The organism is Micromonospora tarapacensis (assembly GCF_019697375.1).
Classification (GTDB): Bacteria; Actinomycetota; Actinomycetes; order Mycobacteriales; family Micromonosporaceae; genus Micromonospora; species Micromonospora tarapacensis.
Genome location: NZ_JAHCDI010000004.1, coordinates 1743623 through 1766369, shown reverse-complemented (window position 1 = coordinate 1766369; position 22747 = coordinate 1743623). Strand labels below are relative to the sequence as shown.

At 72.6% G+C, this 22747-nt stretch carries 21 protein-coding genes and 2 pseudogenes; 7 read left to right on the top strand and 16 right to left on the bottom strand.

Annotation, left to right across the window (positions count from 1 at the left end; translation table 11 throughout):
* Positions 1-47: 47 nt before the first annotated feature.
* The 4 genes and pseudogenes from nrfD to KIF24_RS13865 all read right to left on the bottom strand — a co-directional run bounded on the left by nrfD (position 48) and on the right by KIF24_RS13865 (position 6396).
* The gene (gene nrfD / locus KIF24_RS13885; protein ID WP_221084397.1) at positions 48-1166 is read right to left on the bottom strand and encodes an NrfD/PsrC family molybdoenzyme membrane anchor subunit; all 1119 of its coding nucleotides are present in this window, start codon (positions 1164-1166) and stop codon (positions 48-50) included.
* Positions 1163-2112, bottom strand: a pseudogene (locus KIF24_RS33950) (4Fe-4S dicluster domain-containing protein). The gene nrfD and the pseudogene KIF24_RS33950 overlap by 4 nt, the downstream one beginning before the upstream one ends.
* Positions 2096-5401, bottom strand: coding sequence for a formate dehydrogenase (fdh, locus tag KIF24_RS13875; protein ID WP_331461123.1), 3306 nt, complete (start codon positions 5399-5401; stop codon positions 2096-2098). The pseudogene KIF24_RS33950 and the gene fdh overlap by 17 nt, the downstream one beginning before the upstream one ends.
* 407 nt (positions 5402-5808) lie before the next feature.
* Positions 5809-6396: a hypothetical protein gene (locus KIF24_RS13865; RefSeq protein ID WP_221084394.1), complete on the bottom strand. Its 588-nt coding sequence runs from the start codon at positions 6394-6396 to the stop codon at positions 5809-5811.
* A 549-nt stretch (positions 6397-6945) separates the two neighbouring features.
* Between KIF24_RS13865 and KIF24_RS13860 the strand changes: the two genes are divergently transcribed.
* Together KIF24_RS13860 and KIF24_RS13855 are read left to right on the top strand one after the other, a co-directional pair.
* On the top strand, positions 6946-7287 hold the full coding sequence (locus KIF24_RS13860) for a hypothetical protein (protein ID WP_221084393.1): 342 nt from the start codon (positions 6946-6948) through the stop codon (positions 7285-7287).
* On the top strand, positions 7284-7955 hold the full coding sequence (locus tag KIF24_RS13855) for a nucleotidyl transferase AbiEii/AbiGii toxin family protein (protein WP_331461122.1): 672 nt from the start codon (positions 7284-7286) through the stop codon (positions 7953-7955). The genes KIF24_RS13860 and KIF24_RS13855 overlap by 4 nt, the downstream gene beginning before the upstream one ends.
* Before the next feature lie 78 nt (positions 7956-8033).
* Here the strand turns inward: KIF24_RS13855 and KIF24_RS13850 are convergent, their stop codons facing one another.
* Positions 8034-8936, bottom strand: coding sequence for an SDR family oxidoreductase (locus tag KIF24_RS13850; RefSeq protein WP_221084391.1), 903 nt, complete (start codon positions 8934-8936; stop codon positions 8034-8036).
* 177 nt (positions 8937-9113) lie between these two features.
* Complete coding sequence (locus KIF24_RS13845; protein WP_221084390.1) at positions 9114-10274, bottom strand: geranylgeranyl reductase family protein; 1161 nt, start codon at positions 10272-10274, stop codon at positions 9114-9116.
* A gap of 137 nt (positions 10275-10411) precedes the next feature.
* Here KIF24_RS13845 and KIF24_RS13840 point away from each other — a divergent pair, with 137 nt between their 5' ends.
* Together KIF24_RS13840 and KIF24_RS13835 are read left to right on the top strand one after the other, a co-directional pair.
* Positions 10412-10648: a hypothetical protein gene (locus KIF24_RS13840; RefSeq protein ID WP_221084389.1), complete on the top strand. Its 237-nt coding sequence runs from the start codon at positions 10412-10414 to the stop codon at positions 10646-10648.
* On the top strand, positions 10645-12075 hold the full coding sequence (locus tag KIF24_RS13835; protein WP_331461121.1) for an MFS transporter: 1431 nt from the start codon (positions 10645-10647) through the stop codon (positions 12073-12075). Before KIF24_RS13840 ends, KIF24_RS13835 begins: the two co-directional genes overlap by 4 nt.
* 108 nt (positions 12076-12183) lie before the next feature.
* On the opposite strand, the gene KIF24_RS13830 is transcribed toward KIF24_RS13835, so the two are convergent.
* A complete protein-coding gene (locus KIF24_RS13830) occupies positions 12184-12771 on the bottom strand; it encodes a hypothetical protein (protein ID WP_221084388.1) in 588 nt (195 codons plus the stop codon).
* Here KIF24_RS13830 and KIF24_RS13825 point away from each other — a divergent pair.
* A complete protein-coding gene (locus tag KIF24_RS13825; RefSeq protein ID WP_221084387.1) occupies positions 12758-12943 on the top strand; it encodes a hypothetical protein in 186 nt (61 codons plus the stop codon). The two genes, KIF24_RS13830 and KIF24_RS13825, sit on opposite strands and share 14 nt — an antisense overlap.
* Before the next feature lie 526 nt (positions 12944-13469).
* Here the strand turns inward: KIF24_RS13825 and KIF24_RS13820 are convergent.
* From KIF24_RS13820 to KIF24_RS13785, 9 genes are all read right to left on the bottom strand, one after another.
* Complete coding sequence (locus KIF24_RS13820) at positions 13470-14168, bottom strand: hypothetical protein (protein WP_221084386.1); 699 nt, start codon at positions 14166-14168, stop codon at positions 13470-13472.
* 531 nt (positions 14169-14699) lie between these two features.
* Positions 14700-15014: a YciI family protein gene (locus tag KIF24_RS13815; RefSeq protein WP_221084385.1), complete on the bottom strand. Its 315-nt coding sequence runs from the start codon at positions 15012-15014 to the stop codon at positions 14700-14702.
* Positions 15011-15706: a helix-turn-helix domain-containing protein gene (locus KIF24_RS35070; RefSeq protein ID WP_221084384.1), complete on the bottom strand. Its 696-nt coding sequence runs from the start codon at positions 15704-15706 to the stop codon at positions 15011-15013. Before KIF24_RS35070 ends, KIF24_RS13815 begins: the two co-directional genes overlap by 4 nt.
* Positions 15703-16563: a helix-turn-helix domain-containing protein gene (locus tag KIF24_RS13805; protein ID WP_221084383.1), complete on the bottom strand. Its 861-nt coding sequence runs from the start codon at positions 16561-16563 to the stop codon at positions 15703-15705. The genes KIF24_RS35070 and KIF24_RS13805 overlap by 4 nt, the downstream gene beginning before the upstream one ends.
* A gap of 356 nt (positions 16564-16919) precedes the next feature.
* Positions 16920-17549 (bottom strand): MBL fold metallo-hydrolase, encoded by a 630-nt coding sequence (locus KIF24_RS13800; RefSeq protein WP_221084382.1) that lies wholly within the window; start codon positions 17547-17549, stop codon positions 16920-16922.
* Entirely contained in the window at positions 17549-18634 is a 1086-nt protein-coding gene (locus KIF24_RS13795; RefSeq protein WP_221084381.1) for an S-(hydroxymethyl)mycothiol dehydrogenase, read from the bottom strand. Before KIF24_RS13795 ends, KIF24_RS13800 begins: the two co-directional genes overlap by 1 nt.
* 88 nt (positions 18635-18722) lie before the next feature.
* Complete coding sequence (locus KIF24_RS13790) at positions 18723-20255, bottom strand: flavin-containing monooxygenase (RefSeq protein WP_221084380.1); 1533 nt, start codon at positions 20253-20255, stop codon at positions 18723-18725.
* 38 nt (positions 20256-20293) lie between these two features.
* Positions 20294-20416 (bottom strand): hypothetical protein, encoded by a 123-nt coding sequence (locus tag KIF24_RS33945; protein WP_269440614.1) that lies wholly within the window; start codon positions 20414-20416, stop codon positions 20294-20296.
* A complete protein-coding gene (locus KIF24_RS13785) occupies positions 20413-20820 on the bottom strand; it encodes a phosphotransferase family protein (protein ID WP_221084379.1) in 408 nt (135 codons plus the stop codon). Before KIF24_RS13785 ends, KIF24_RS33945 begins: the two co-directional genes overlap by 4 nt.
* 107 nt (positions 20821-20927) lie before the next feature.
* Here KIF24_RS13785 and KIF24_RS13780 point away from each other — a divergent pair, with 107 nt between their 5' ends.
* Together KIF24_RS13780 and KIF24_RS32810 are read left to right on the top strand one after the other, a co-directional pair.
* A complete protein-coding gene (locus KIF24_RS13780) occupies positions 20928-21575 on the top strand; it encodes an ATP-binding cassette domain-containing protein (protein WP_221084378.1) in 648 nt (215 codons plus the stop codon).
* Positions 21572-22186, top strand: a pseudogene (locus KIF24_RS32810) (extracellular solute-binding protein); the annotation flags it as partial. The gene KIF24_RS13780 and the pseudogene KIF24_RS32810, both read left to right, overlap by 4 nt.
* Positions 22187-22747 lie beyond the last annotated feature (561 nt).

Below are 22747 nucleotides of genomic sequence, written 5' to 3'. Positions count from 1 at the left end.
ATTGGACCACAGCTCGGCGGCGGGTGTGCGACCGGATCGGATCGTGCCTACCGGTCCGGCTCGGCGTCGCCGCGCCGGTCGCGGCGTTCCCGCTGCGGCAGCACCGTGTACTTCGGATCCCGGGTCGAGGCGACACCGGCGTGGAACACCCCGAACCGGGTCACCACCGAGGCGGCCAGCAGCGCGACGCCGGAAAGCGCCGAGACGGTCCGGCTGCGCGCGCCCAGCACCGCGCCGGCCACCCCGGCGGCGGTCAGAGCCCGCCCGGCGCGCAACAGCCGGCCCGGCCGACCCGTCCGGTACGGCTCGCCGACCAGGCCGAGGCGCGTCTCCAGCCGATGCGCACCGAGCAGCTCCAGGCCGGCACCGGCCACCGCCAACCGCCGGGCCGGGCCGGCCTGCGCCGACGGCACGGCAAGCAGCCCCACGGCCGCGCCGCTGGCCAGGGCGCTGCCGGCGAAGACGAGCGGCAGGTGAGGGTACGCCTCGTGCCACGACGGCACGGCCGTGTCGGCCAGCAGCACCGCCGTGTACGTACCCAGGGCGGGTGCGGTCGCCGCGGCGACGAGCCCGGCGGCCCCGCCCACCGGCGGCAACACCCGGCGGACCAGGCCGAGCGGACCCCTCTCGGGCAGCAGCGGTGCCACCTCGGCGGCGGCGGCGAGCCCGGCGGCCGGGCCGTACGCGCTGAGGATCCAGGTGCCCACCGACATCGGTGAGGTCGGTTTCGCCACCCGCAGCATGTGGTGGAACCGCTCCGGCCGGCCCAGGTCCTTGACCAGCAGGGCGGCGCTGGCGGTGACCGCGGCCAGCGCGGCGACCCGGCCCGCGCGGCGTATCTCGGGCCGCCCGGTGACCTGCCCACCCGCCGCGAGCAGCGACGAGCCGGCGGCCAGCCCGCCGGTGAACAGGTACGCGGCGATCTCCCACGTCCACACCGGTGCCTTCAGGATCGGCCGGCCGTAGTAGGACGAGAATTCCGCCTGAGGCACGGCCAGTTCCTCACCGCCACGCCCACGCCGGCGCGTCGGTGCCGCCGCCCCGGCGGGTCGGGCCGTCGCGGCGGCCACCGCGCCCGGTCGGGCCGGTGATGTCGCCCCGGCGGCCCGCAGGCGGTCGCGGAAGCGGGTGAACCGGGCGCCCACCGCCGGCCGATCCGGGTTCACCGTGCGCCGCCGACGAACGCGGCCACCGCCGCGGCCGTCATGGCCAGCGCCGCCATCCCCGCGCGCTTCCACATGCGCGGCAGATCACGGGTGGTGACCTGCGGATCCGGTGGCAGCCCGTACACCTCCGGCTCGTCGAGCAGCAGGAAGAACGCGCCGTCGCCCCCGACGCCGTCGGCCGGGTCGTGGCCGTAGAGCCGCGCCTGCGGCGCCCCCGCTCGTGCAACGTGGCGACCCGGGCCGCGGCCCGGTCCCGCAGCTCGTCCAGCGGCCCGTACTGAATGGACTCGGTCGGGCAGGCCTGCGCGCAGGCCGGGGTCAGCCCCACGCCGATCCGGTCATAGCACAGCGTGCACTTCCACACCCGGCCGTCGCCGGCCCGCCGGTCGATGACGCCGTACGGGCAGGCCGACACGCAGTAGCCGCAGCCGTTGCAGATGTCCTCCTGCACCACGACGGTGCCGAACTCGGTGCGGAACAACGCCCCGGTCGGGCACACGTCCAGGCAGCCGGCGTCGGTGCAGTGCTTGCACACGTCGGACATCATCAGCCAGCGGAAGTCGCTGCGCCCCTGCTCGCTGCCGGTGCGCCCGGGCGGCCCGGCGGCCGGCATGCCGAGGAACTCCGCCGAGGTCGGGGCGGCGCCGTGCTGACCCGCCGGTACGGGCTGCTCGACGAACGCGACATGCCGCCAGGAGTCCGCGGTCAGCGCACCGGTGTTGTCGTACGACATGCCGAGCAGATCCAGCCCGGAGGTGGGCACCCCGTTCCACTCCTTGCAGGCCACCTCGCAGGCCTTGCAGCCGATGCAGACGCTGGTGTCGGTGAAGAAGCCCATCCTCGGCGGCGCGTCGACCCAACCGGCCCGCGCCGCCGGGTCGTCTGCGGTCGCGGCGACGCCTGCCGGCGTCGCACCCGGATTGGACCGGTCACCCTGATCGACCATCACCGCGCCCCCTTCCGTCGCCGGGCCCGGCCGGCTCGACCGGCACACCGTCAGTGACCGCCGGCGGGGTGACACCCGCCACGATGCCGGCCCGCCGACGGTAATCCTCCACCAGGTCACGCAGCGCCGCCCCGGTGGGCCGGCGGCCCGGCCGGACGTCACAGGTGCCGATCTTGCTCTCCTGGATCAGCACGTTCGGGTCGAGAGTGATGCCGAACAGGTCGTTGGCCGAGTCGCCGGTGACCAACCCCTCGAACCCGAAGTGGTACGGCAGCCACAGCTGGTGGATCACCCGGCCGTCCACCCGCAGCGGCGCGAGCCGGTCGGTGACCAGCACCCTGGCCTCGATCACCGCCCGGGCGGTGGCCAGGTGCGCCCACCCCAGCTGGGTCAACCCCGCCAGCGCGGCCAACTCCGGGGAGACCTCGACGAACATCTCCGGCTGCAGCTCCGCCAGCGGTGCGACCGTGCGGCTCATCCCACCGGCCGTGTGGTGCTCGGTGAGCCGGCTGACCGTGAAGACGTACGGGAAGACCTGACCGTGCTCCTGCGGCGGGCTCGGGTTCGTCGAGTTCACCGGGTGCGCGTACATCTTGCGGGTCGGGTTGGCCTGCTGGCCGTAGAGCGGGTTACGCACCGGCGACTCGACCGGCTCGTAGTGGGTGGGCAGCGGTCCGTCCAGCACGCCACTCGGGGCGTACAGCCAGCCCTTGCCGTCGGCCTGCATGATGAACGGATCATCACCGGCCAGCGCCGCCGGGCCGGTGACCCCCGGCGGGGGGCGGTACGACGGCGGTTTCGTCACCTCGAAGTCCGGCACGTCACGGCCGGTCCACCGCCCGGCGTCGGCATCCCACCACACGTAGCGCTTCCGCTCGCTCCACGGCCGCCCCTGCGGGTCGGCGGAGGCGCGGTTGTAGAGCAGGCGGCGGTTCGCCGGCCACGCCCAGCCCCACTCGGCGGCCACCCAGTCCTGCTCCTGCCCGGGCCGACGCCGGGCCGCCTGGTTCACCCCGTCGGCGTACACGCCGGTGTAGATCCAGCAGCCAACCGCCGTCGTACCGTCGCCACGGGCCTGCGTGAACGCGGACAGCGGGCGGCCGGTGGAGGTGTCGTACCCGTTGATCTCGCGCAGCACCGCCTCGGCGTCCGGCTCGGCGTGCCGACCGTGCGTGGGATAGTCCCAGGTCAGGTCCAGCAGTGCCCGGTCGCGCGGCAGCGGCGAATCGGCCAGCTTCTCCCGCAGCCGGCGCCCCAGGTGGTAGAAGAACCACAGCTCGGAGCGGGCGTCGCCGGGTGGATCGACCGCCTTCTCCCGCCATTGCAGCAGCCGCTGGGTCTGGGTGAACGTGCCCTCCTTCTCCACGTGGGAGGCGGCGGGCAGGAAGAACACCTCGGTGCCGCACCGCTCCGGCACGATCTCGCCGGTGGCGACCTCGGGGCCGCGTTGCCAGAACGTCGCGCTCTCGATCATGAACAGGTCGCGGACGACCAGCCAGTCCAGATTGGCCATGCCCAGCCGCTGCGCCCGGCCGTGGGCCGAGCCGACCGCCGGATTCTGGCCGAGCAGGAAGTATCCCTTGATCTTGCCGTCGATCATGTCGAGGACCTGCCGGTAGGTGCCGTGATCGCCGGTCAGCCGGGGCAGGTAGCCGTAGCAGAAGTCGTTGTCCGGCGTCGCCGCGTCCCCCCAGTACGCCTTCAGCAGGCTGGCCGCGTAGGCGCGGGCGTTGCCCCAGAAGCCCTTCTGACCCGGGTGCCGGATGCTCTCCACCCAGGACTCGAAGTCGGCGTGCCGGGCGTGGTGCGGCATGGGCAGATAGCCGGGCAGCAGGTTGAACAGGGTCGGGATGTCCGTCGACCCCTGGATGCTGGCGTGCCCGCGCAGCGCCAACACCCCACCGCCCGGCCGGCCCACGTTGCCCAGCAGCAACTGGATGATCGCCCCGGTGCGGATGTACTGCACACCGACGGTGTGCTGGGTCCAGCCCACCGAGTAGATCAGGCATCCGGTGCGTTCCCGGCCGGAGTTCTCCGTCCAGGCGCGGGCCAGTTCCAGGAACCTCTCCCGCGGCAGTCCGCAGACCCGCTCCACCATCTCCGGGGTGTAGCGGGCGAAGTGCCGCTTGAGGATCTGGTACACGCAGCGCGGGTGTTGCAGGGTCTCGTCGCGCCGCACCTCGCGGGAGACCGGCGCACCGTGCGACTCGTGGTGCAGGCCGGCGGCGGTGTCCCGCTCGGCGGCCGTGTGCCCGCTGCCGGAATCCCGCTCATGGCCGGCGTACTGCCAGCTGTCCTGCACGTAGCTGCCGGTCGCCGGGTCGAAACCGGAGAAGAGACCGTCGGCCTCCTCGGCGTCGACGAAGTCGTCGCTGACGATCGTCGCGGCGTTGGTGTACGCCAGCACGTACTCCCGGAAGTCCAGCTCGTTGGCGAGGATGTGGTTCACCACCCCGCCGAGCAACGCGATGTCCGTGCCCGCCCGGATCGGCAGGTACGCGTCGGCCACCGCACTGGTGCGGGTAAACCGCGGGTCGACGTGGAAGACCTTGGCGCCGCGCCGCTTCGCCTCCATCACCCACTGGAAGCCCACCGGATGGGCCTCTGCCATGTTGGAGCCCTGGATGACGATGACGTCGGCGTTGGCCACGTCCTGCTGGAAGTCCGTCGCGCCACCGCGACCGAAGCTGGCCCCCAGACCGGGGACGGTGGCGGAGTGTCAAATACGCGCCTGGTTCTCGATCTGGAGCGCCCCCATCGCGGTGAACAGCTTCTTGATGAGGTAGTTCTCCTCGTTGTCCAGGGTGGCCCCGCCCAGGCTGGAGATGCCCAGCGTACGGTTCAGCGGCCGGCCCGCGGCGTCGGCGTCCTCCCACGTCTCGGCACGGGCGGCGAGCACCCGGTCGGCGATCATGTCGAGCGCCGTGTCGAGGTCGAGGTCCTCCCACTCGGTGCCGTACGGCCGCCGGTAGCGGACCTTGGTCTGGCGCAGCGGACTGGTGACCAGGCTCCGGCTGGCCGAACCCTTCGGGCAGAGCCGGCCACGGGAGATCGGGCTGTCCGGATCGCCCTCGATCTGGGTGACCCGGTTGTCGGTCACGAAGACCCGCTGGCCGCAGCCGACGGCACAATAAGGGCAGACGGAACGGGCCACCTTGTCGGCGACCTCGGTGCGGGCGGTGCGGCCGGCCGTGCGCCCGGACCGCACCGCCGCGCCCCGCCCCAGCGGGTCACCGCCGGTCAGCTGCCGGTAGACCGGCCAGCCCAGCAACACGTCCCGAAGCCCCACGCCGACACCTCCGGTCTCGACCTTAGGGCAGCCGGGCCGGGTCGGCGACCCACCTTCGGCACAACGCCGCCGCCCCGGCCCGAGAGCGGGCCGGGGGCGGCGGTGGGTGTCGGTGTGCAGGTCGCCTCTCGGCGAGTGGCGCGACGCGGCTCCAGCCGGACGGTATTCCGCGAAGGCAATTTAGGTGAGGCCCGGGGACACTGGATCACACCGACACCCGAGTCAACACCTTACCCGGTTCGGGTCTTCCTACCCCTGCCGTGACCGCCGCCACACCACTCGCGCCGGCCTTCGACCAGCGTGCCGCCGGCCGGCACCTCCAGGTGCCGGCCGGCGGTTTCCTGCTCCCCCGGTGGAGGAATGTCTTCGGTGGTCAGCTGACGGTTGTCGGCTGGTTCGGGTGGTGGTCAGCTGGTCCAGTGTGCGGCGACCAGGTCGGCGGCCTGCTGTTCCCACTGGGCGTAGTGGTCCGGGTAGGCCGACACCTGCACCGTCTGCGCGGCCTCGGTCAGCGGCATGTCCTGCCAGCCGTCGACCTGCTTCAGGCCCTTCAGGAACGCCAGGGTCGCGTACTCGGGATCGGTGATCTGCTCCACCGTGCCCCACCCGCTCGACGGACGCTGCTGGAACAGGCCCTGCGAGTCGTGATCGTTGCGGTCACCCAGATGACCCAGGTTCTCCAACTTCGACTCCTGCAACGCGGTACCGATGGCCACCACGGCCGCCCGCTCGTCCATCCCGGCCTTCTTCGTCGCCGCGACGATCGCCTTCGCGTTCGCCGTCTGCTCGTCGTTCAACTCGATCCGCGACTGGCCGCCCGGAATGCCGTGCGGCAACAGCTTACCCACGTCGGGCTTGTCCGCCTGCACCACCGCGACCGGCGCGGCCCGAACCGCCGTGACATCGGCGTGACCGGCCACCGGACCGGCGAACACACCACCGGCGAACGCCACACCCGCCACACCCAGCACACTCCTACGAATGATCGTGTTCATCACCAAGCTCCATTCGGGGGTCGACGCACACGCACCCCAAGGGGGAGAAGGCACGCGCACGCAAGCACCGACAGGCGCCCAAACAAAAGGGGGGAAAGAAGATTCACAAGAAGGGGAACTCGCTGACCGGCAGGGCGGGGCCAACGGCTGCTACCGCAACGCCGGAACCCGATACAACCACCGACCCGCCCACACCATTCCCCCACCCGGCCCCCCACCCGAAGGCGAAGACGCAGGCAGGGACGGCCACCACGGCCCGCCACCCCACCACAACACCACCCACCCCCCGACCATTCCGATCCCGGGACGCCGCCCGAAAGCGGATCGGACATCACCGCCCGTCCCTCCCAGGCCGCCCACCACGCGAATCTTGGACACCTTCCGTCGACGATTGGCGACGATTGATGAAAAGCGTCCAGCACTCACACAGGGCGCACCCCGCGCGGGGTGGCGCGGAACCGGATGAACCGGGTGAACCGGGTGAGCAATGGCGCGCCGGGGTCAGGTCGTGGGGGCCCTTACCGGCCCGGCTGGGGTTACCCTGACAGCATGCAGGCCGTCTCCCCCACCACCACCGGTGTGGCGCACCTGGCTCGACCCGGCCGTCCAGCCGTGGTGGCCCGGACGCTGGCCGAGCTGGGCGGGCCCACCCGGGGCGTGGTGGAGCTGCCGGTGCGGCTGATGTGGTGCCCGGACCGCGCGTTCGACCTGGCCGACCCCGACCAACTGCTCTGGCTGTACGAGAACGTGTTGCGGGAAGCCAGCAACCCCGACGACCTGCGCCGGCTGGTCAACGGCCGGATGCTGCGCCGGGTCTGGCGACTGCTCAACCTGCCCCGGGGCGTCCGGCTGGCGTGGGAGACCCGGCACCGGTGCCTCCGGTCGGCGTGAGCGAGGCCCGACCCGAAGCCCACCCGCACGAGTTCTACCGCGAGGTGGCCCGGGTCGCGTTGACCGTCGCCGGGCCGCACCGTTTCGTGCTCGGCGGCGGGGTCGCCTGGGCCGCACACGGTCTGGTCACCCGCCCCACCGAGGACGTCGACCTGTTCGCCGACGTGGAGGGTGCCGCCGCGGCGGCGGCCGACGGGGTGCGGGCCGCGCTGCGGACGGCCGGGTTCGAGGTGGCCGAGGCGGACCCGGACAGCGACCTGGGCGACCTGTTCGACGGTTTCGACCGGGATCTTCGGGACTTCGTGGTCAGCCGCGACGGCCGGCGGATCCGGCTGAGCCTGGCCCGCCTCGACCGGCACCGCAGCCCCGTGGTGATGGACCTCGGACCGGTGATGGACGTCCGCGACCTCATCGCCAACAAGACCGCCGCCCTGGTCAACCGCCGTGAGGTCCGCGACTACATCGACGTGGCCGCCGCGCTGGACGGCCGGTCCGTGGTCGAACTGCTGGCACTCGCCCGGCAGCTCGACCCTGCCCTCGACGACTCCGACGTCCGCGCCGCCGGCCGCTACCTGGACCGGATACCGGACCGCCGGTTCACCCGCTACGGGTTGGGCCCCGCCGACATCGTCCGGGTCCGGCGGCAGCTCGCCGCCTGGCCACGCTGAGCCCTCCTCGACAGGACGTCCGCCAGCCGGAGCCGGCTGTCCCCTCCTCCCAGGCGTGGAGGGGCCCCTCTCGGCGCCTCACTTGGTGAAACGTCCTCCGGTGACGCCGAGGACCTCGCCGGTGATGAAGCTCGACTCCGGCGAGGCGAAGAAGACGTACGCCGGAGCCAACTCGGCGGGCTGCCCGGGGCGGCCGACCGGGGTGTCCTGGCCGAACTTCTCGACCTTTCCCTCCGGCATGGTCGCCGGGATCAGCGGCGTCCAGATCGGTCCCGGCGCGACCGCGTTGACCCGGATGCCACGGTCGGCCAGGTCGGCGGCGAGGGCCTTGGTGAAGTTCGCGACTCCCGCCTTGGTGGTGGCGTAGTCGAGCAGCTGCGGCGACGGGTCGAACGCCTGGATCGACGAGGTGTTGATGATCGTGGCCCCCTCGCCCAGGTGGGGCAGGGCGGCCTTGCACAGCCAGAACATCGCGTAGATGTTGGTCTTGAAGACCCGGTCGAACTGCTCGGTGCCGATCCCCGCGATGCCCTTGTCCTGCGCCATCTGGTACGCCGCGTTGTTCACCAGGATGTCGATGCCACCGAGTTCGGTCACCGCCTGCCCGATCAACGCCTGGCAGTTGCGCTCGTCGGCGATGTCGCCCCGGACCGCGATGCCGGTGCGGCCGGCCGCCTCGACGAGCCGGACGGTCTCCCGGGCGTCGGCGTCCTCCTCCTCACCGAGGTAGGAGATCAGCACGTCGGCGCCCTCCCGCGCGTACGCGATGGCCACCGCCCGGCCGATGCCGGAATCGCCGCCGGTGATCACCGCCTTCCTGCCGTCCAGCTTGCCGGTGCCCCGGTAGGTCTGCTCGCCGTGATCCGGTTCCGGCGTCATCTCGTCGGTCCGGCCCGGCGGGCGCTGCTGCTGGTCGGGCTGCCCGGACTGCTGGCCGTACCGCTCGGCCGGGTCCTGCCGGGTGTGCTGGTCCTTGCTCACGGACGTCTCCTCGGGCGATCGGGGGATGCGGTCCCGCAAGGCCCTACCCGGCCGCGGTCGACGAAAACTCCCCGCTGTGTTTGGTCGGGGTCACCACCACCCCTACGGCATCCTAGGATCCTGGACGGCTGGCTCGGATCTGCGGTCGAGCGGGATACCGAGCCGGCAGGTGAGGGCTCAGCGGGATGGCGGCACGGCGCTGGGGCGTCTCGGGCTCGGCAGGTGGTCCGCCAGTGCCAGCGCGGCCCGGACCGGCGCGCGCCCGACCAACTCGTCGAAGTCGGCCCGGCCCAGGCAGAAACGGGTGAACGCCCGCCAGCCCGGTGGCATCGCCAGCAGCGCGTGGCAGATCTCCGGCCGCCGGGAGAAGACGTCGAGCAGTCGATGTCCGGCTTGGATGGCCGGCACCAGCCGCTCGGCCACCGCCCGTTCGTAGCCGGCGAGATCGTCGTCGGCGACCGCCTCGCCGGCCCACATGCCGGAGCGCAGGGCGTAGCTGATCCCCTCCCTGGTCCAGGGTTCCAGCAGGCCGGCGGCGTCACCGACGACCAGCACCCGGCCCCGCCGCAGCGGCGAGTCGTCGGCCCGGCAGCGGGTCAGGTGCCCCGAGTCGTGCGCCGGCGGCAGGCCGGCCAGGCCCAGCCGGTCGACGAAACGGCGAAGGTACTGCCGGGTCCGCTCCCCCTGGCCCCGACCGGCGATCACCCCGACGGTGAGCCGGTCACCCTTCGGAAAAACCCAGGCGTACGAGCCGGGCAGCGGCCCCCAGTCCAGCAGCGCCCGGTGCCGCCAGCGGGCCTGCTGCGGGGGCGGCACCGGCAGCTCCAGTTCCAGCCCCAGATCGACCTGCCGGTAACGGACCCCGACGTGCCGAGCGCTGACCCCGGAGGAGCCGTCGGCACCGACCACGGTGCGGGCGAGGAGCGTGTCACCGTCGGCCAGGCGCAGGCGTACGCCCTCGGTGGTCAGGTCCAGCGAGCGGACCGCGACCCGCTCGCGGACCTCGGCTCCGGCGGCCACCGCCGCGGCCCGTAGCCGGTCGTCGAACTCGTCCCGGCGCACCATGCTCACCAGTGGTCCCGCGCCGTGCCGGCGGGTGAAACCGCGTCGCCCGTCCAGGGTGAAGGTGATCCGGTCGACCGCGTCGTGGGCGGGCACCTCGATCCGTCCGGCGACGGCCGCCAGCGAGGTGCCGGTCAACCCGCCGCCGCAGGTCTTGTAGCGCGGGTGTGCGGCCCGCTCGACGACCAGCGTGCGTACGCCACGACCGGCGGCGACGTGAGCGGCGGACAGTCCGGCGGGGCCGCCGCCGATCACCACGAGATCCCAGACGGTCACCGGTGCAGCGTAGGTCAACTGAACGCCGGACGGGAACGGCACGCCACCGCCCGGCCGGGGCGCATCTTCGGCGCGGCCCGGGGTAACCGCGCGACGCGGACCGCCAGCAACCGGCGGGAGGACGTGAGGAGGACACCATGCGGCAGGTGCAGCTGTCGGATGTCGAGGCTCGGGTTTACGACGCGGTGGCGGCCCTGGAGTCGCGCGGGCAGGTTCCCTACCCGGACCTGATCGCCCAGGAGTGCGGCCTGACCGAGGAACAGTTGCAGACCCCGCTGCACCTGCTCACCGAAAAGAACCTGCTACACCGGGAGGACTCGCCGATGGCCGGGCTCGACTTCGGCCCACGGTTCTGCGCGCAACAGTTGGCGTGAGCGCCGACGCCGACACGGCGTACGACGAGCGGCGGCGCTGGCAGGCGCTGGGCGTCGGACTGGTCGCGGCGTTCATGACGCTGCTCGACATCAGCATCGTCAACGTCGCCATCCCGTCGCTGGACCGGGCGTTGCAGGCCAGCCCGAGCGACCTGCAGTGGGTGCTGTCCGGATACGCGCTGGCCTTCGGTCTGGTCCTGGTCCCGGCGGGACGCTTCGGTGACGTCCGGGGTCGCCGCAACGCGTTCGTCCTGGGCATCGCCCTGTTCACGCTGACCAGCGGGCTGGCGGGGCTGGCCCAGTCCCCCGGCTGGCTGGTCGCCGCCCGGCTGGTCCAGGGCGCCGCCGCCGGTCTGGTGAACCCGCAGGTGACCGGGCTTATCCAACAGCTGTTCCAGGGGCCTGAGCGGGGCCGACCGTTCGGGCTGCTCGGCGCCACCATCGGCGTCTCCACGGCGATCGGTCCGCTGCTCGGCGGCCTGCTGATCGCGGCCGGCGGCGCGGAGCACGGGTGGCGCTGGGTCTTCTTCGTCAACGTGCCCGTCGGAATCGTCGCGGTGGTCCTCGGCTGGCGGCTACTGCCCGGGCGGCCGGCCGGCCAGCCGGTCCGGCGGCGACAGGACCCGATCGGTGTGCTGCTGCTCGGCGTCGGGGTGACGCTGGTGCTGCTGCCGCTGGTGCAGCGCGAACAGTGGCAGGGCGCGGCAAAGTGGCTGCTGGTGCCCGCCGGCCTGGGCACGCTGGTCGGCTTCGGGTTCTGGGAGCGGCGGTACGCGCGCAACGGCCCGCCACTGTTCGACGTCCGCCTGATCAGCCACCAGTCGTACGCACTCGGCTCGCTGATCGCGTTGCTGTACTTCGGTGGGTTCACCGCGATCTTCTTCATTCTCACGCTGTACCTGCAGAGCGGGCTCGGCTACAGCGCACTCGTCGCGGGCCTGGCGATCACTCCGTTCGCGCTCGGCTCGGCCGCCGCGGCAGCGGTCGGCGGGCGGATCGTCAACCGGTACGGTCGGCCACTGGTCGCCGTCGGCCTGGTGGCCGTGGTGGCCGGTCTCGCCCTGACGGCGCTCGCCATCGAACTCGCGCCGCACGCGCCCGTGCCCTGGGTGACCGCGGCTCCGCTCCTGCTCGCCGGGCTCGGCAGCGGCCTGGTGATCGCCCCGAACCAGACGCTGACCCTGTCGCAGGTGCCGGTCCCGCAGGCGGGCAGCGGGGCGGGCATGCTCCAGACCGGCCAGCGCATCGGGTCGGCGGCCGGCATCGCGGGGGTCGGCGCGGTCTTCTTCTCGGCGCTGTCCGACGGCGCGGACGCCTGGTCGAGGGCGTTCGAGCGGTCACTGCTGGCCTCGGCCGGGATCATCTCGCTGGCCCTGCTAGCGGCCATCGTCGACATCGCCCGCAACCACCGGCGCGGCCGGGGATGAAGATGCCGCCGGCCGGCACCTCCAGGTGCCGGCCGGCGGTTCCTGCTCCCCCGGTGGAGGAATGTCTTCGGTTGTCAGCTGACGGTTGTCGGCTGGTTCGGGTGGTGGTCAGCTGGTCCAGTGTGCGGCGACCAGGTCGGCGGCCTGCTGTTCCCACTGGGCGTAGTGGTCCGGGTAGGCCGACACCTGCACCGTCTGCGCGGCCTCGGTCAGCGGCATGTCCTGCCAGCCGTCGACCTGCTTCAGGCCCTTCAGGAACGCCAGGGTCGCGTACTCGGGGTCGGTGATCTGGTCCACCGTGCCCCACCCGCTCGACGGACGCTGCTGGAACAGGCCCTGCGAGTCGTGATCGTTGCGGTCACCCAGATGACCCAGGTTCTCCAACTTCGACTCCTGCAACGCGGTACCGATGGCCACCACGGCCGCCCGCTCGTCCATCCCGGCCTTCTTCGTCGCCGCGACGATCGCCTTCGCGTTCGCCGTCTGCTCGTCGTTCAACTCGATCCGCGACTGGCCGCCCGGAATGCCGTGCGGCAACAGCTTACCCACGTCGGGCTTGTCCGCCTGCACCACCGCGACCGGCGCGGCCCGAACCGCCGTGACATCGGCGTGACCGGCCACCGGACCGGCGAACACACCACCGGCGAACGCCACACCCGCCACACCCAGCACACTCCTACGAATGATCGTGTTCATCACCAAGCTCCATTCGGGGGTCGACGCACACGCACCCCAAGGGGGAGAAGGCACGCGCACGCAAGCACCGACAGGCGCCCAAACAAAAGGGGGGAAAGAAGATTCACAAGAAGGGGAACTCGCTGACCGGCAGGGCGGGGCCAACGGCTGCTACCGCAACGCCGGAACCTGATACAACCACCGACCCGCCCACACCATTCCCCCACCCGGCCCCCACCCGAAGGCGAAGACGCAGGCAGGGACGGCCACCACGGCCCGCCACCCCACCACAACACCACCCACCCCCCGACCATTCCGATCCCGGGACGCCGCCCGCCCCGACGAACCCGGACGATCGGCACCACACCTCGTCCGGTGCGAACGCGGGGCCTCGGGCTGCCGGTAACGGCAACCACGACGAACACCCTCGACCGTCGTACGCTCCTGCGCGTGGCCGGCGCCTCCGCCGGCACGGCGGCACTGGCCGGCTCCACCCTCGCCGCCAGCGCGGCGGCACTGGCCGCCGCCGGCACCTTCCGGCACGGCCGGCTGGTCGGTCGGCGGCGGCTCGGCGAAGCTACGCGGGGTGGGTACGCCGCTGGCCTGAGCCGTCGCGCCGGCCGGTGGCGCGCTCGGGCGCGCCGGAGACGCCGGCGAGCCGGCCCGGAGGACGCGAACCGGCCGGCCCGCATCGGGGCCGGCCGGGTTCACCATCGATGTCACCAGAGCTGGGAGACGATGTCCGCCGCCTGCTCCTCCCACTGCGCGTAGTGGAACGGGTAGGCGGAGACCTGCACCGTCTGCGCGGCGGCGGTCAGCGGCAGGTCCTGCCAGCCGCCGACGTTCCGGAGTGCCTGGAAGAACGCCCGCGAGGAGTACTCGGGATCGGTGATCTGCTCCTCGGTGCCCCACCCGCTGGACGGCCGCTGCTGGAACAGGCCCTGCGAGTCGTGGTCGTTGTACGTGCCCAGGTGGCCGAGGTTGTACAGCTTCGATTCCTGCAACGCAGTGGCGATGCCGATCACCGCGCCCCGCTCACCCACGCCGGTCTTCTTGGCCACCTCGATGATGGTCTTGGCGTTGTCGCGCTGGGCGTCGTCGAGCGGGATGCGCGACTGCGCGCCCTGCACGCCGTGCGGGATCAGCTGGTCGCGGGTGGGCTTGCCGGCGTCCGGCTTGTCCGTGTGACCGCCGGTGGTCAGCCCGGATTCCACCGTGGTGCCGGTCGTGTTCCGGCCGGTGGCCAGGTCGATCGCCGCCACGGCCCCGGAGTGCGGGCCGGCGGTGATCGGTGCGGCGACAGCCGTGGGGCCGAAGGCCAGTCCGGCCAGGGCGGTCACGCCCACCACGCTCAGCGTGGTCTTCCGGTTCGGGATCGTCGCGATGGCGGGGAGCCATCGAGTGAAGTCCAACTTCACGATGGTTGCCCTTTCGATCGGGTACGAGCCGCTCGGGGTCGAGCCGCTCTCGGGGGACAGCGGGGACCGGTCGACGTTTACGAACCGGCGCTACGGGGGGACAACCTGACCGACGTGTCGGGCATTCCGGAAATGCCGGCCAGCCCTCGTGGCTGCGACCTGGGTCACCGCGAAACCCGGACCGGCGGGCCGCTGCGGGCACGAACCGGACGGCGCCGCTCAGACGCGTCGTAGGACGCGTACGAGAACGTCGGGGCCGGTGGTCCGCCGTGTCGTCCGAGGTCGAGTCGACCCTTGAGGGTCTGCTGTCGTTTGATGGCGGCGGGTCAGCAACCGTGAGAGATCGGCGCGATCTTTGGGTCGTCGATGACGGTCAGCGCCTCTCGGTCCGCGATGACGGCGAACCGGTTAGCAGCCCGGCGGCGTGTAGCGGCCAGCCGATACCGGGAGTGAGCGGGCGAAGCCGCCGACTGTGCTCGCGAGGAGCCGGCTACATCCACTGGCGACGCCGTGGTGTCGCCACCAATGGCGCTACCGAGGGTGGACCTGGTGGTAAGGGTGCGTGATCATTGTGAGTTGGCCGCCGGCGACAGCCGGATCGGTCGCGGTCAGATCGGCGGCCGGACCTGGAGGCAGCGCCAGGACCAGAACGCCGACGAGGTTGCCGGTCAGTCGCTGGTCATGCCGCCAGATCGGTCCGGCGACCACGGCCGTCCCGGTCTCAACCTGGCGCTTGATCCACGCCATGTGGCCGGCGGCGTTGCGCTGTGCTGCCAGCGGCTGAGAATGGTCCCATTCAGGGCCGGGTTGGACCAGGACGAGACTGGTCGCGGGAAGTTGTGTCACCGAACCAGGATGACAGCACCGGAGGCCGTCCGTCGACATCCGTAATCATGACCAGCCGGGCTGACGGGTCCGTGCCCAGCCACGCCCACTGCACGGTGATTGCGGAGCCAGCTAGGCCGACGACCTCGTGATGCGGAGTGTCGTCGACCCGGCCAGCAGACCATGCGGCGGTCGCGGAACTGCTCGCCGCGCACAGGGCTGCGACGACATCGTGCACGGCCTGCCCAGGGACGGCGTACCAGGAGGCCACCGACCGGGTCCGTGCCACCAACTGGGCCGGCGATGGTCGGCCAGTCGTCCCACAGGCCGCGAATCTGGATCGCCCATCGTGCGACGTTGTGCACGGTCGGGGCGGCGACCGGGCTGGCCGACAGCACGGTCCAGGCCGGGTCGACCACCCACGCGGGGACGGCCAGGCCCGCGACCAGCAGCGAGAGATGGACGGGGTCCGGCGGCACGGGGGCCGCATACGGCGGCCGGTTCAGCCGGTCCAGATGCCGCACCGCAGCAGCGTCGAGGGCGAGCACCTCGGCCAACCGGGCGAGGGTGTGGGGTGCCGCCCGGTGGCCGGCCTCGATGGACTGCCAGGCCCGACTGGTGAAACCTGCCCGACGCGCGGCGGCTGCCTGGGTCAGGCCCGCGCTACGGCGGACGGCGGCCAGCCAGGCGCCCGCGGGCCGGGCGGCGGTCATGTCCGCAGTCGCGCGCAGGCCGGGCAACGGTCCGGCGCAGTATCGGCCGACGGCGCCGGCGGCGTGTACTCGGGCGGAAACTGAAACACGACGACGCGCCGGCCGTCCTCCGGTGCCACCGCAGCGAGGATCACCATGTCCAGGGGCACACCGGGATCATCGAGATCGGTACCGGGCTCCCGGAAACGGCGGCGTGCGGTGGGTGGGTCCACGCTGATCACCGAGGTCGTAGCCCATCTGGCGGCGAACTCGGGGTAGCCGAGCAGATCTTCAAGAAGCGCCAAGAATCCCGGGTTCCTGGTCATCGGCGCGTACAGGGCGCGGAAGCGGGCCACGAATTCGTCTGCGAAGCGCGGCCAGTCGACGAACGCGTGCTGGGAATGCACGTTACCGAAGATCCATTTGGCGACGTTGCGGTCGTCGACAGGTACGGATCCGAAGTCGACGAACCACTGGGCGACGGCGCGGTTCGCCGCGAGGACCTGCCATGCCGCGTCGGTCACGTACGCCGGGCAAGCCATCTGCTCGCACAGCTGCGTCAGGCCAGCGTCGGGATCGGTCGCGTAGCTCTGCGCCGGCCGGGACGTGCCGGTCGCCGTCACCCACAATGCGCGGCGCTCGCCGGCGTCCAGGCGCAGCACATCCGCGACCAGCTCCAACAGGTCGGCGCTGGGACGGCCACGACCACCGTGTTCAAGATCCACATAGGTGCGTAGACCATACCCCACCGCCTCGGCCACGTCCTCCTGGGTCAGACCTCCACTGCGGCGGCGGCGCAGCCGGGACGGTAGCCCGATGTCCTCGCGTGTCAGACGACCGCGCCAATGCCGCAGCATCTGACCCACGAGCTCGCCCATGATCACACCTCCGCGCCTCGCATGGTACGCACCCGCACGACACGAATTGGAGATTCGTGCGCCGTGAACGCCCTGGCAGACATCTACCACAAACCGCCAGAGTGACAAGGCGTGGCGACGGGGGCGGCGGTTGGGTCCGGCGCGGGGTGGCCGCCCTCGCGTCGGACCCAACACCGAAGAGCAGCGTCAAGTACGTCCTCGACCGGCGCGACGCTGCCCCGGGCTGCGTGAAGACCCTTGTGGACCGAGTTTGCGGGCTCGCCCGCGGCACCCGGACACGCCGGCATTGTCGCCGACACGGGCGGGCCGACGCGTCCGCGTTCCCGGCTCACCGGCACGCCGGGTTGCCGGTCCGGTCAATGGCCCCGGGCCAGCCACTGCGGCAGCTGCGGCGCCTCCGCGGCGATGGTGGTGCTGTCGCCGTGACCGGTGTGCACCACGGTTTGCGGCGGCAGGGTCAGCAGCCGGTCGCGGATCGATTCGATGACGGTGCCGAAGTCGCTGTACGAGCGGCCGGTGGCGCCGGGGCCGCCGGCGAACAGGGTGTCGCCGGTGAAGACGACGCCGAGCGCGGGAGCGTGCAGGCAGCACGCGCCGGGGCTGTGCCCCGGGGTGTGCAGCACGGTCAGCGTGGTGCCGCCCACCTCGATGGTCTCGCCGTCATCCAGTTGCCCGCCCGGCGGCTCGTCGGGATGCACCATGTCCCACAGCACCCGGTCGGCGGGATGTAGCAGCACCGGGGCGCCGGTGGCGCGGGACAGCTGCGGGGCGACCCGGACGTGGTCGTCGTGGGCGTGGGTGGCGACGATCGCGGTGACCCGGCGGCCGGCCACCAGCTGGAGGATGGCGTCGACGTCGTGCGGGGCGTCGATCACGACGCACTCGGCGTCGTCGCCGACCACCCAGACGTTGTTGTCGACGTCGAAGGTCTGGCCGTCGAGGGAGAAGGTGCCGGAGGTGACGGCGTGGTCGACGCGGGCGGCCATCAGAAGACCACCACCGAGCGGAGCACGTCGCCGCGGTGCATCCGGGCGAACGCCTCCTCCACCCCGTCCAGGCCGATCTCCTCGGTGACGAAGGCGTCGAGATCCAGGCGGCCCTGCAGGTAGAGCGCGGTGAGCATCGGGAAGTCACGGCTGGGCAGGCAGTCGCCGTACCAGCTGGACCTCAACGCGCCGCCACGGCCGAAGACGTCGAGCAGGGGCAGCTCGACGCGCATCTCGGGGGTGGGTACGCCGACCAGCACGACGGTGCCGGCCAGGTCACGGGCGTAGAAGGCCTGCTTCCAGGTCTCGGGGCGACCGACCGCCTCGATCACCACATCGGCGCCGAAGCCACCGGTGGCGGCCCGGATCTCGGCCACCGGGTCGGCCTCGGAGGCGTTCACCGTGTGGGTGGCACCGAATTTGCGGGCCCAGTCGAGCTTGCGGGAGTCGGTGTCCACGGCGATGATCGTCGTCGCCCCGGCGAGTGCCGCACCGGCCACCGCGGCGTCGCCGACGCCACCGCAACCGATCACCGCCACCGAGTCGCCGCGGGTCACTCCGCCGGTGTTCATCGCCGCGCCGAGCCCGGCCATCACCCCGCAGCCGAGCAGGCCGACGGCGGCCGGCCGGGCGGCCGGGTCCACCTTGGTGCACTGGCCGGCGTGGACGAGGGTCTTCTCGGCGAAGGCGCCGATGCCCAGCGCCGGAGAGAGTTCGGTGCCGTCGGTCAGGGTCATCTTCCGGGCGGCGTTGTGGGTGTCGAAGCAGTACCAGGGCCGGCCCCGGCGGCAGGCCCGGCACACTCCGCAGACGGCTCGCCAGTTGAGCACCACGAAATCGCCCGGCGCGACGGCGTCGACCCCCTCGCCGGTCTGCTCGACGATCCCGGCGGCCTCGTGGCCGAGCAGGAACGGGTAGTCGTCGTTGATGCCGCCCTCGCGGTAGTGCAGGTCGGTGTGGCAGACCCCGCAGGACTGCACCCGGACCACCGCCTCGCCGGGCCCGGGGTCGGGCACCACGATCTCGGCGACCTCGACGGGCGCACCCTTGCTGCGCGAAATGACTCCCCTGACCTGCTGGCTCACGCTCTCCTCCTACTCCGCGCCGACGCGCGGTGCCGCGGCCACGACGCGCCGCCGCCGACGGCTTCGACGATCGCTCCCGGAGGCGAACCTACCGCCGCGACGGCGGATCGGCGATCTCCGGGCCGAGACCGGCAGGATCAGCGCCCCCCGTTTCGGAAGGAGCCGGAGCAACGCCGGCGCGGTCGAACCGTACCCCCGCGTCGGTGACCCGCCCGTACCGCATCAGCAGCAGGTCACGGACGTAGTTCTGGTGCAGCCGCCAGGGCTTGCGGTGCCCCTGGCGGGGCAGTTGCCCGACACCGCGTCGGACGTACCCGGAGGTGAGACCGATCAGCGGGGTACGCGGGCCCGGCGGCGGCGCCAGTGGGGTGACGGCCTGGTTTCCGCTGCGGCCCAGGTGACGCAGCAGCCGGCACACGTAGCCGGCCACCAGGTCGGCCTTGAGCGTCCAGGAGGCGTTGGTGTAGCCGAGGGTCATGGCGAAGTTCGGCACCCCGGAGAGCATCATCCCCTTGTACGCGACGGTTCGCGGCAGGTCGACGTCGACGCCGTCCACCCGCAGCGTCATGCCGCCCAGCGCGAGCAGCTCCAGCCCGGTGGCGGTGACCACCACGTCGGCCGGCAGCTCCCGGCCCGAGGCGAGTCGGATGCCGTGCTCGGTGAAGGTGTCGACGGTGTCGGTGACCACCTCGGCGCGCCCGTCGGACAGGGCGGCGAACAGGTCCCCGTCGGGCACGACGCACAGCCGCTGGTCCCACGGGTCGTAGCCGGGCGTGAAGTGGCGGTCGACGTCGTAGCCGGCCGGTAGCCGCCGGGCGACGGCCCGGCGCAGCAGCCCGCGCACCAGCCTCGGGGCACGCCGGGCGAGCTGGTAGGTGGCGGTGGCGAGCAGCACGTTCTTCCACCGCATGATCGGGTACGCCAGCCGCGGCGGCAGCAGGCCGCGCAGCACCCCGGCGAGCACGTCGCGGGAGGGCAACGCCAGCACGTACGTGGGTGAGCGTTGCAGCATGGTCACCTGACTGGCCCGCTCGGCCAGCGCGGGCACCAGGGTGACGGCGGTGGCACCGCTGCCGATCACCACCACCCGCTTGCCGGTGTGGTCCAGTTCGGCCGGCCAGTGCTGCGGGTGCACGACCCGGCCGGCGAACCGTTCCCGGCCGGCGAGGTCCGGGGTGTGGCCGGCGTCGTAGCGGTAGTAGCCGGTGCAGGCGTACAGGAAGGCGCAGCTGAGCACGACGTTCTCGGTGGTGTCGTCGCGGTGCACGTGCACCGTCCAGCGGGCCCGCCGGCCGTCCCACTCGGCCCGCACCACCCGGTGGCGGAACCGGATGTGTCGGGTGACGTCGTGTTCGTCGGCGGTACGGCGCAGGTAGTCGCGGATGGTCGCGCCGTCGGCCAGCGACTTCGGGGCGGTCCACGGCGCGAACGAGTAGCCGAAGGTGAACATGTCGGAGTCGGAGCGCACCCCCGGGTAGCGGAACAGGTCCCAGGTGCCGCCGGCCGCGTCGCGCGCCTCCAGCAACACGAACGTCTTGTCGGGGCAGCGTCGTCGCAGGTGGCAGGCGGCGCCGATGCCGGACAGCCCGGCGCCGACGATGAGCACGTCGACGTGGTCCACCCGATCTCCCGCCCGCGAGGTCAGTCGTGACCCGCACCCTATCGCCGCCACGCCCCCGCGGTGACCAGGGCCGCCGCCGGGTCGAGCAGGGCGAGTTCGGTGGGGGGCTGGGTGGGGTTGCCGCGGCGGATGGCCAGGGCCTCCTCGACCAGCGGGGTCACCTGGTTACGGGTCGCGGATAGGTAGCCGCGCAGCAGCTCACCGGCCTCGGTGGCCATCGGTCCAGGTGCAGGATCCGCTCGCCGCCGACGGCGCCGGGCAGCGGTGCGACGGCGTGCAGCCGGCGGTGCAGGCCGGCGAGGATCCGGGCGGCCGGACCGATCTCGATCGTCCGGGCGACCAGCGCCTGGAGCATCGTCGGGCCGGGCACCCGGCGCATGACCAGATCCGCGCCGGCGGCGTGGTGCACCTGGGGCACCGGGAAACCGGCGGCGTGTAGGTGGGTCATGAACCCGGCCTCCACCGTGACGTCGGTGCCGTCGCGGTAACGGCGCAGCACCCGGTCCGCGCCGAGGCCGTACACGTCGGCGTCCCGGCCGGCGGCGAACGGAGTCGAAGCTGCCATGGCCGTGACGGTGGCGGGTCGGCGCCGCCGGCCATGGTGGACGGCCGGCGGGACACCGGCCGTGGCCGGGCTGTGTCACCCTGGGGTGACGACGGCGGTCGCCGGAGGTGAGGGTCACGTTACGCACGCACGAACTCGTCGCCGTACCGGACATCCCACCGCTCGACATCGAGGTGCCCGTCGGCGCGACCGTGGCCCTGGTCGCCGGGCCGCGACTGGGCACCGCCGTGGCCCGGGTGCTGGTCGGGCTGGCCGCGCCGGTCACCGGCCGGATCCGGGTCGGCGACCGCGACGTCACCGACCTGCCACCGCTGCGCCGCCGCATCGGGTACGTCCCGGCCGGCGGCGTCCTGCTGCCCCATCTCACCGTCGGACGCAACATCTCCTACGGCCAGCGCCGGCGCCAGCGGGTGCGCGACGTGGCCGACGACTGGGCGGCCACCCTGGTCGACCGGCTCGAACTCGCCCCGACGCTGGGGCTGCGTCCGCACCTGCTCTCCGAGGCACAGCGGTTCCGGGTCGCCCTCGCCCGGGCGATGGCGTGTCTGCCCGAGGTGCTGGTGGTCGACCTGCCCGCCGCGGTCGACGGGGTGCGCCTCGACGACCTGGTCGGCCGGTCGTCCCCGCCGGACTCGTCCGGCGTCGCGGTGCTGCTCTGCTCGGCCGACGACGAGGTGCTGGCCGACGCGACCGACCGGGTCCCGGTGACCGGTGGACGACCGGCCGCGCCGGCCCGACGGGAGGCGCGCCCGTGACGAGGGTGGGACTGCGCCGCCGCACCCTGCTGCGGGCCGGCGCGGCGACGGTCACCGCGGCCGGTGTCGGCGGTTGTGCGCGGGGCGGTCGGTCGGTCCAGGTGGCGGTCGTCTGGGCCGATGGCGAGCTGGCCCGGTTCCGTCAGGTCGTCGCCGGTTACCCCGTGAACGTGCAGGTGATCGGGGTGGGCAACGACATCGACGCCTTTCTGGTCGCCCGGCGGTCGGCCGGCACCAGCCCGGACGTCGCGATCCTGCCCCGCCCCGGCCTGGTCGTCGAGTACGCCCGCCGCGGCTGGCTCAGCGAGGTGCGGCCCGCCGACAGCTACACCGCACCGGCCGGCATGGCGGACCTGCTCACCGTCGACCGGCGCCGTTACGGCGTGTGGGTCAAGGCCGCGCACAAGTCGCTGTTCTGGCATTTCCCGTCGATGCTGGCCGAGCCACCGACGACCTGGGACGCGTTGGTCGCGTCGACCCGCCGGCTCGGCGCGCGGCACCGGATCGGCGCCGGCCCGGCGCCGCTGGCGATCGGTGCCGCCGACGGCTGGGTCCTCACCGACTGGTTCGAGAACATCCTCGCCGACGTCGCCGGCCCCGACCTGTACGAGGCACTGGCCCGTGGCGAGGCCGACTGGCGGGGCCCGCCCGTCGGGTACGCGCTGGACCGGCTCGCCGAGCTGTGGAGCATCGACGGCGCCTTTCCGGGCGGCGGGCGGCGGGCCCTGCTCACCCAGTTCGAGGAGTCGATCATCCAGGTGGTGCACCACCGCGCCGCGACCATGGTGTTCGAGGCCGACTTCGTCGACGCGGTCGTCGCCCGGTTCCGTCGCGGCACCGAACCGCTGGCCACGTTCCGGTTCCCCGGCGCCCGGGTGGCCAGCCAGCCGCTGATCGTCGGCGGCGACGCGGCGGTCGCGTTCGCCGGGTCACCGGGCGGGGTGGAACTGGTGCGGTGGCTCAGCGACGCGGCGGCCTTCCTGCCGTGGCTCGACGCCGGCGGCTACCTCTCCCCCAACCTCGCGGTGCCGGTGGGCAGCTACCGCGACCCGCTGCGTCGGCGGCTGGCCGACGAGTTGCGCGCCGCCGACAAGGTGCAGTTCGACCTCTCCGACCGGCTGCCCGGCACCTTCACCGGCACCGACGGGGTGGGGATCTGGCGGATCATGCAG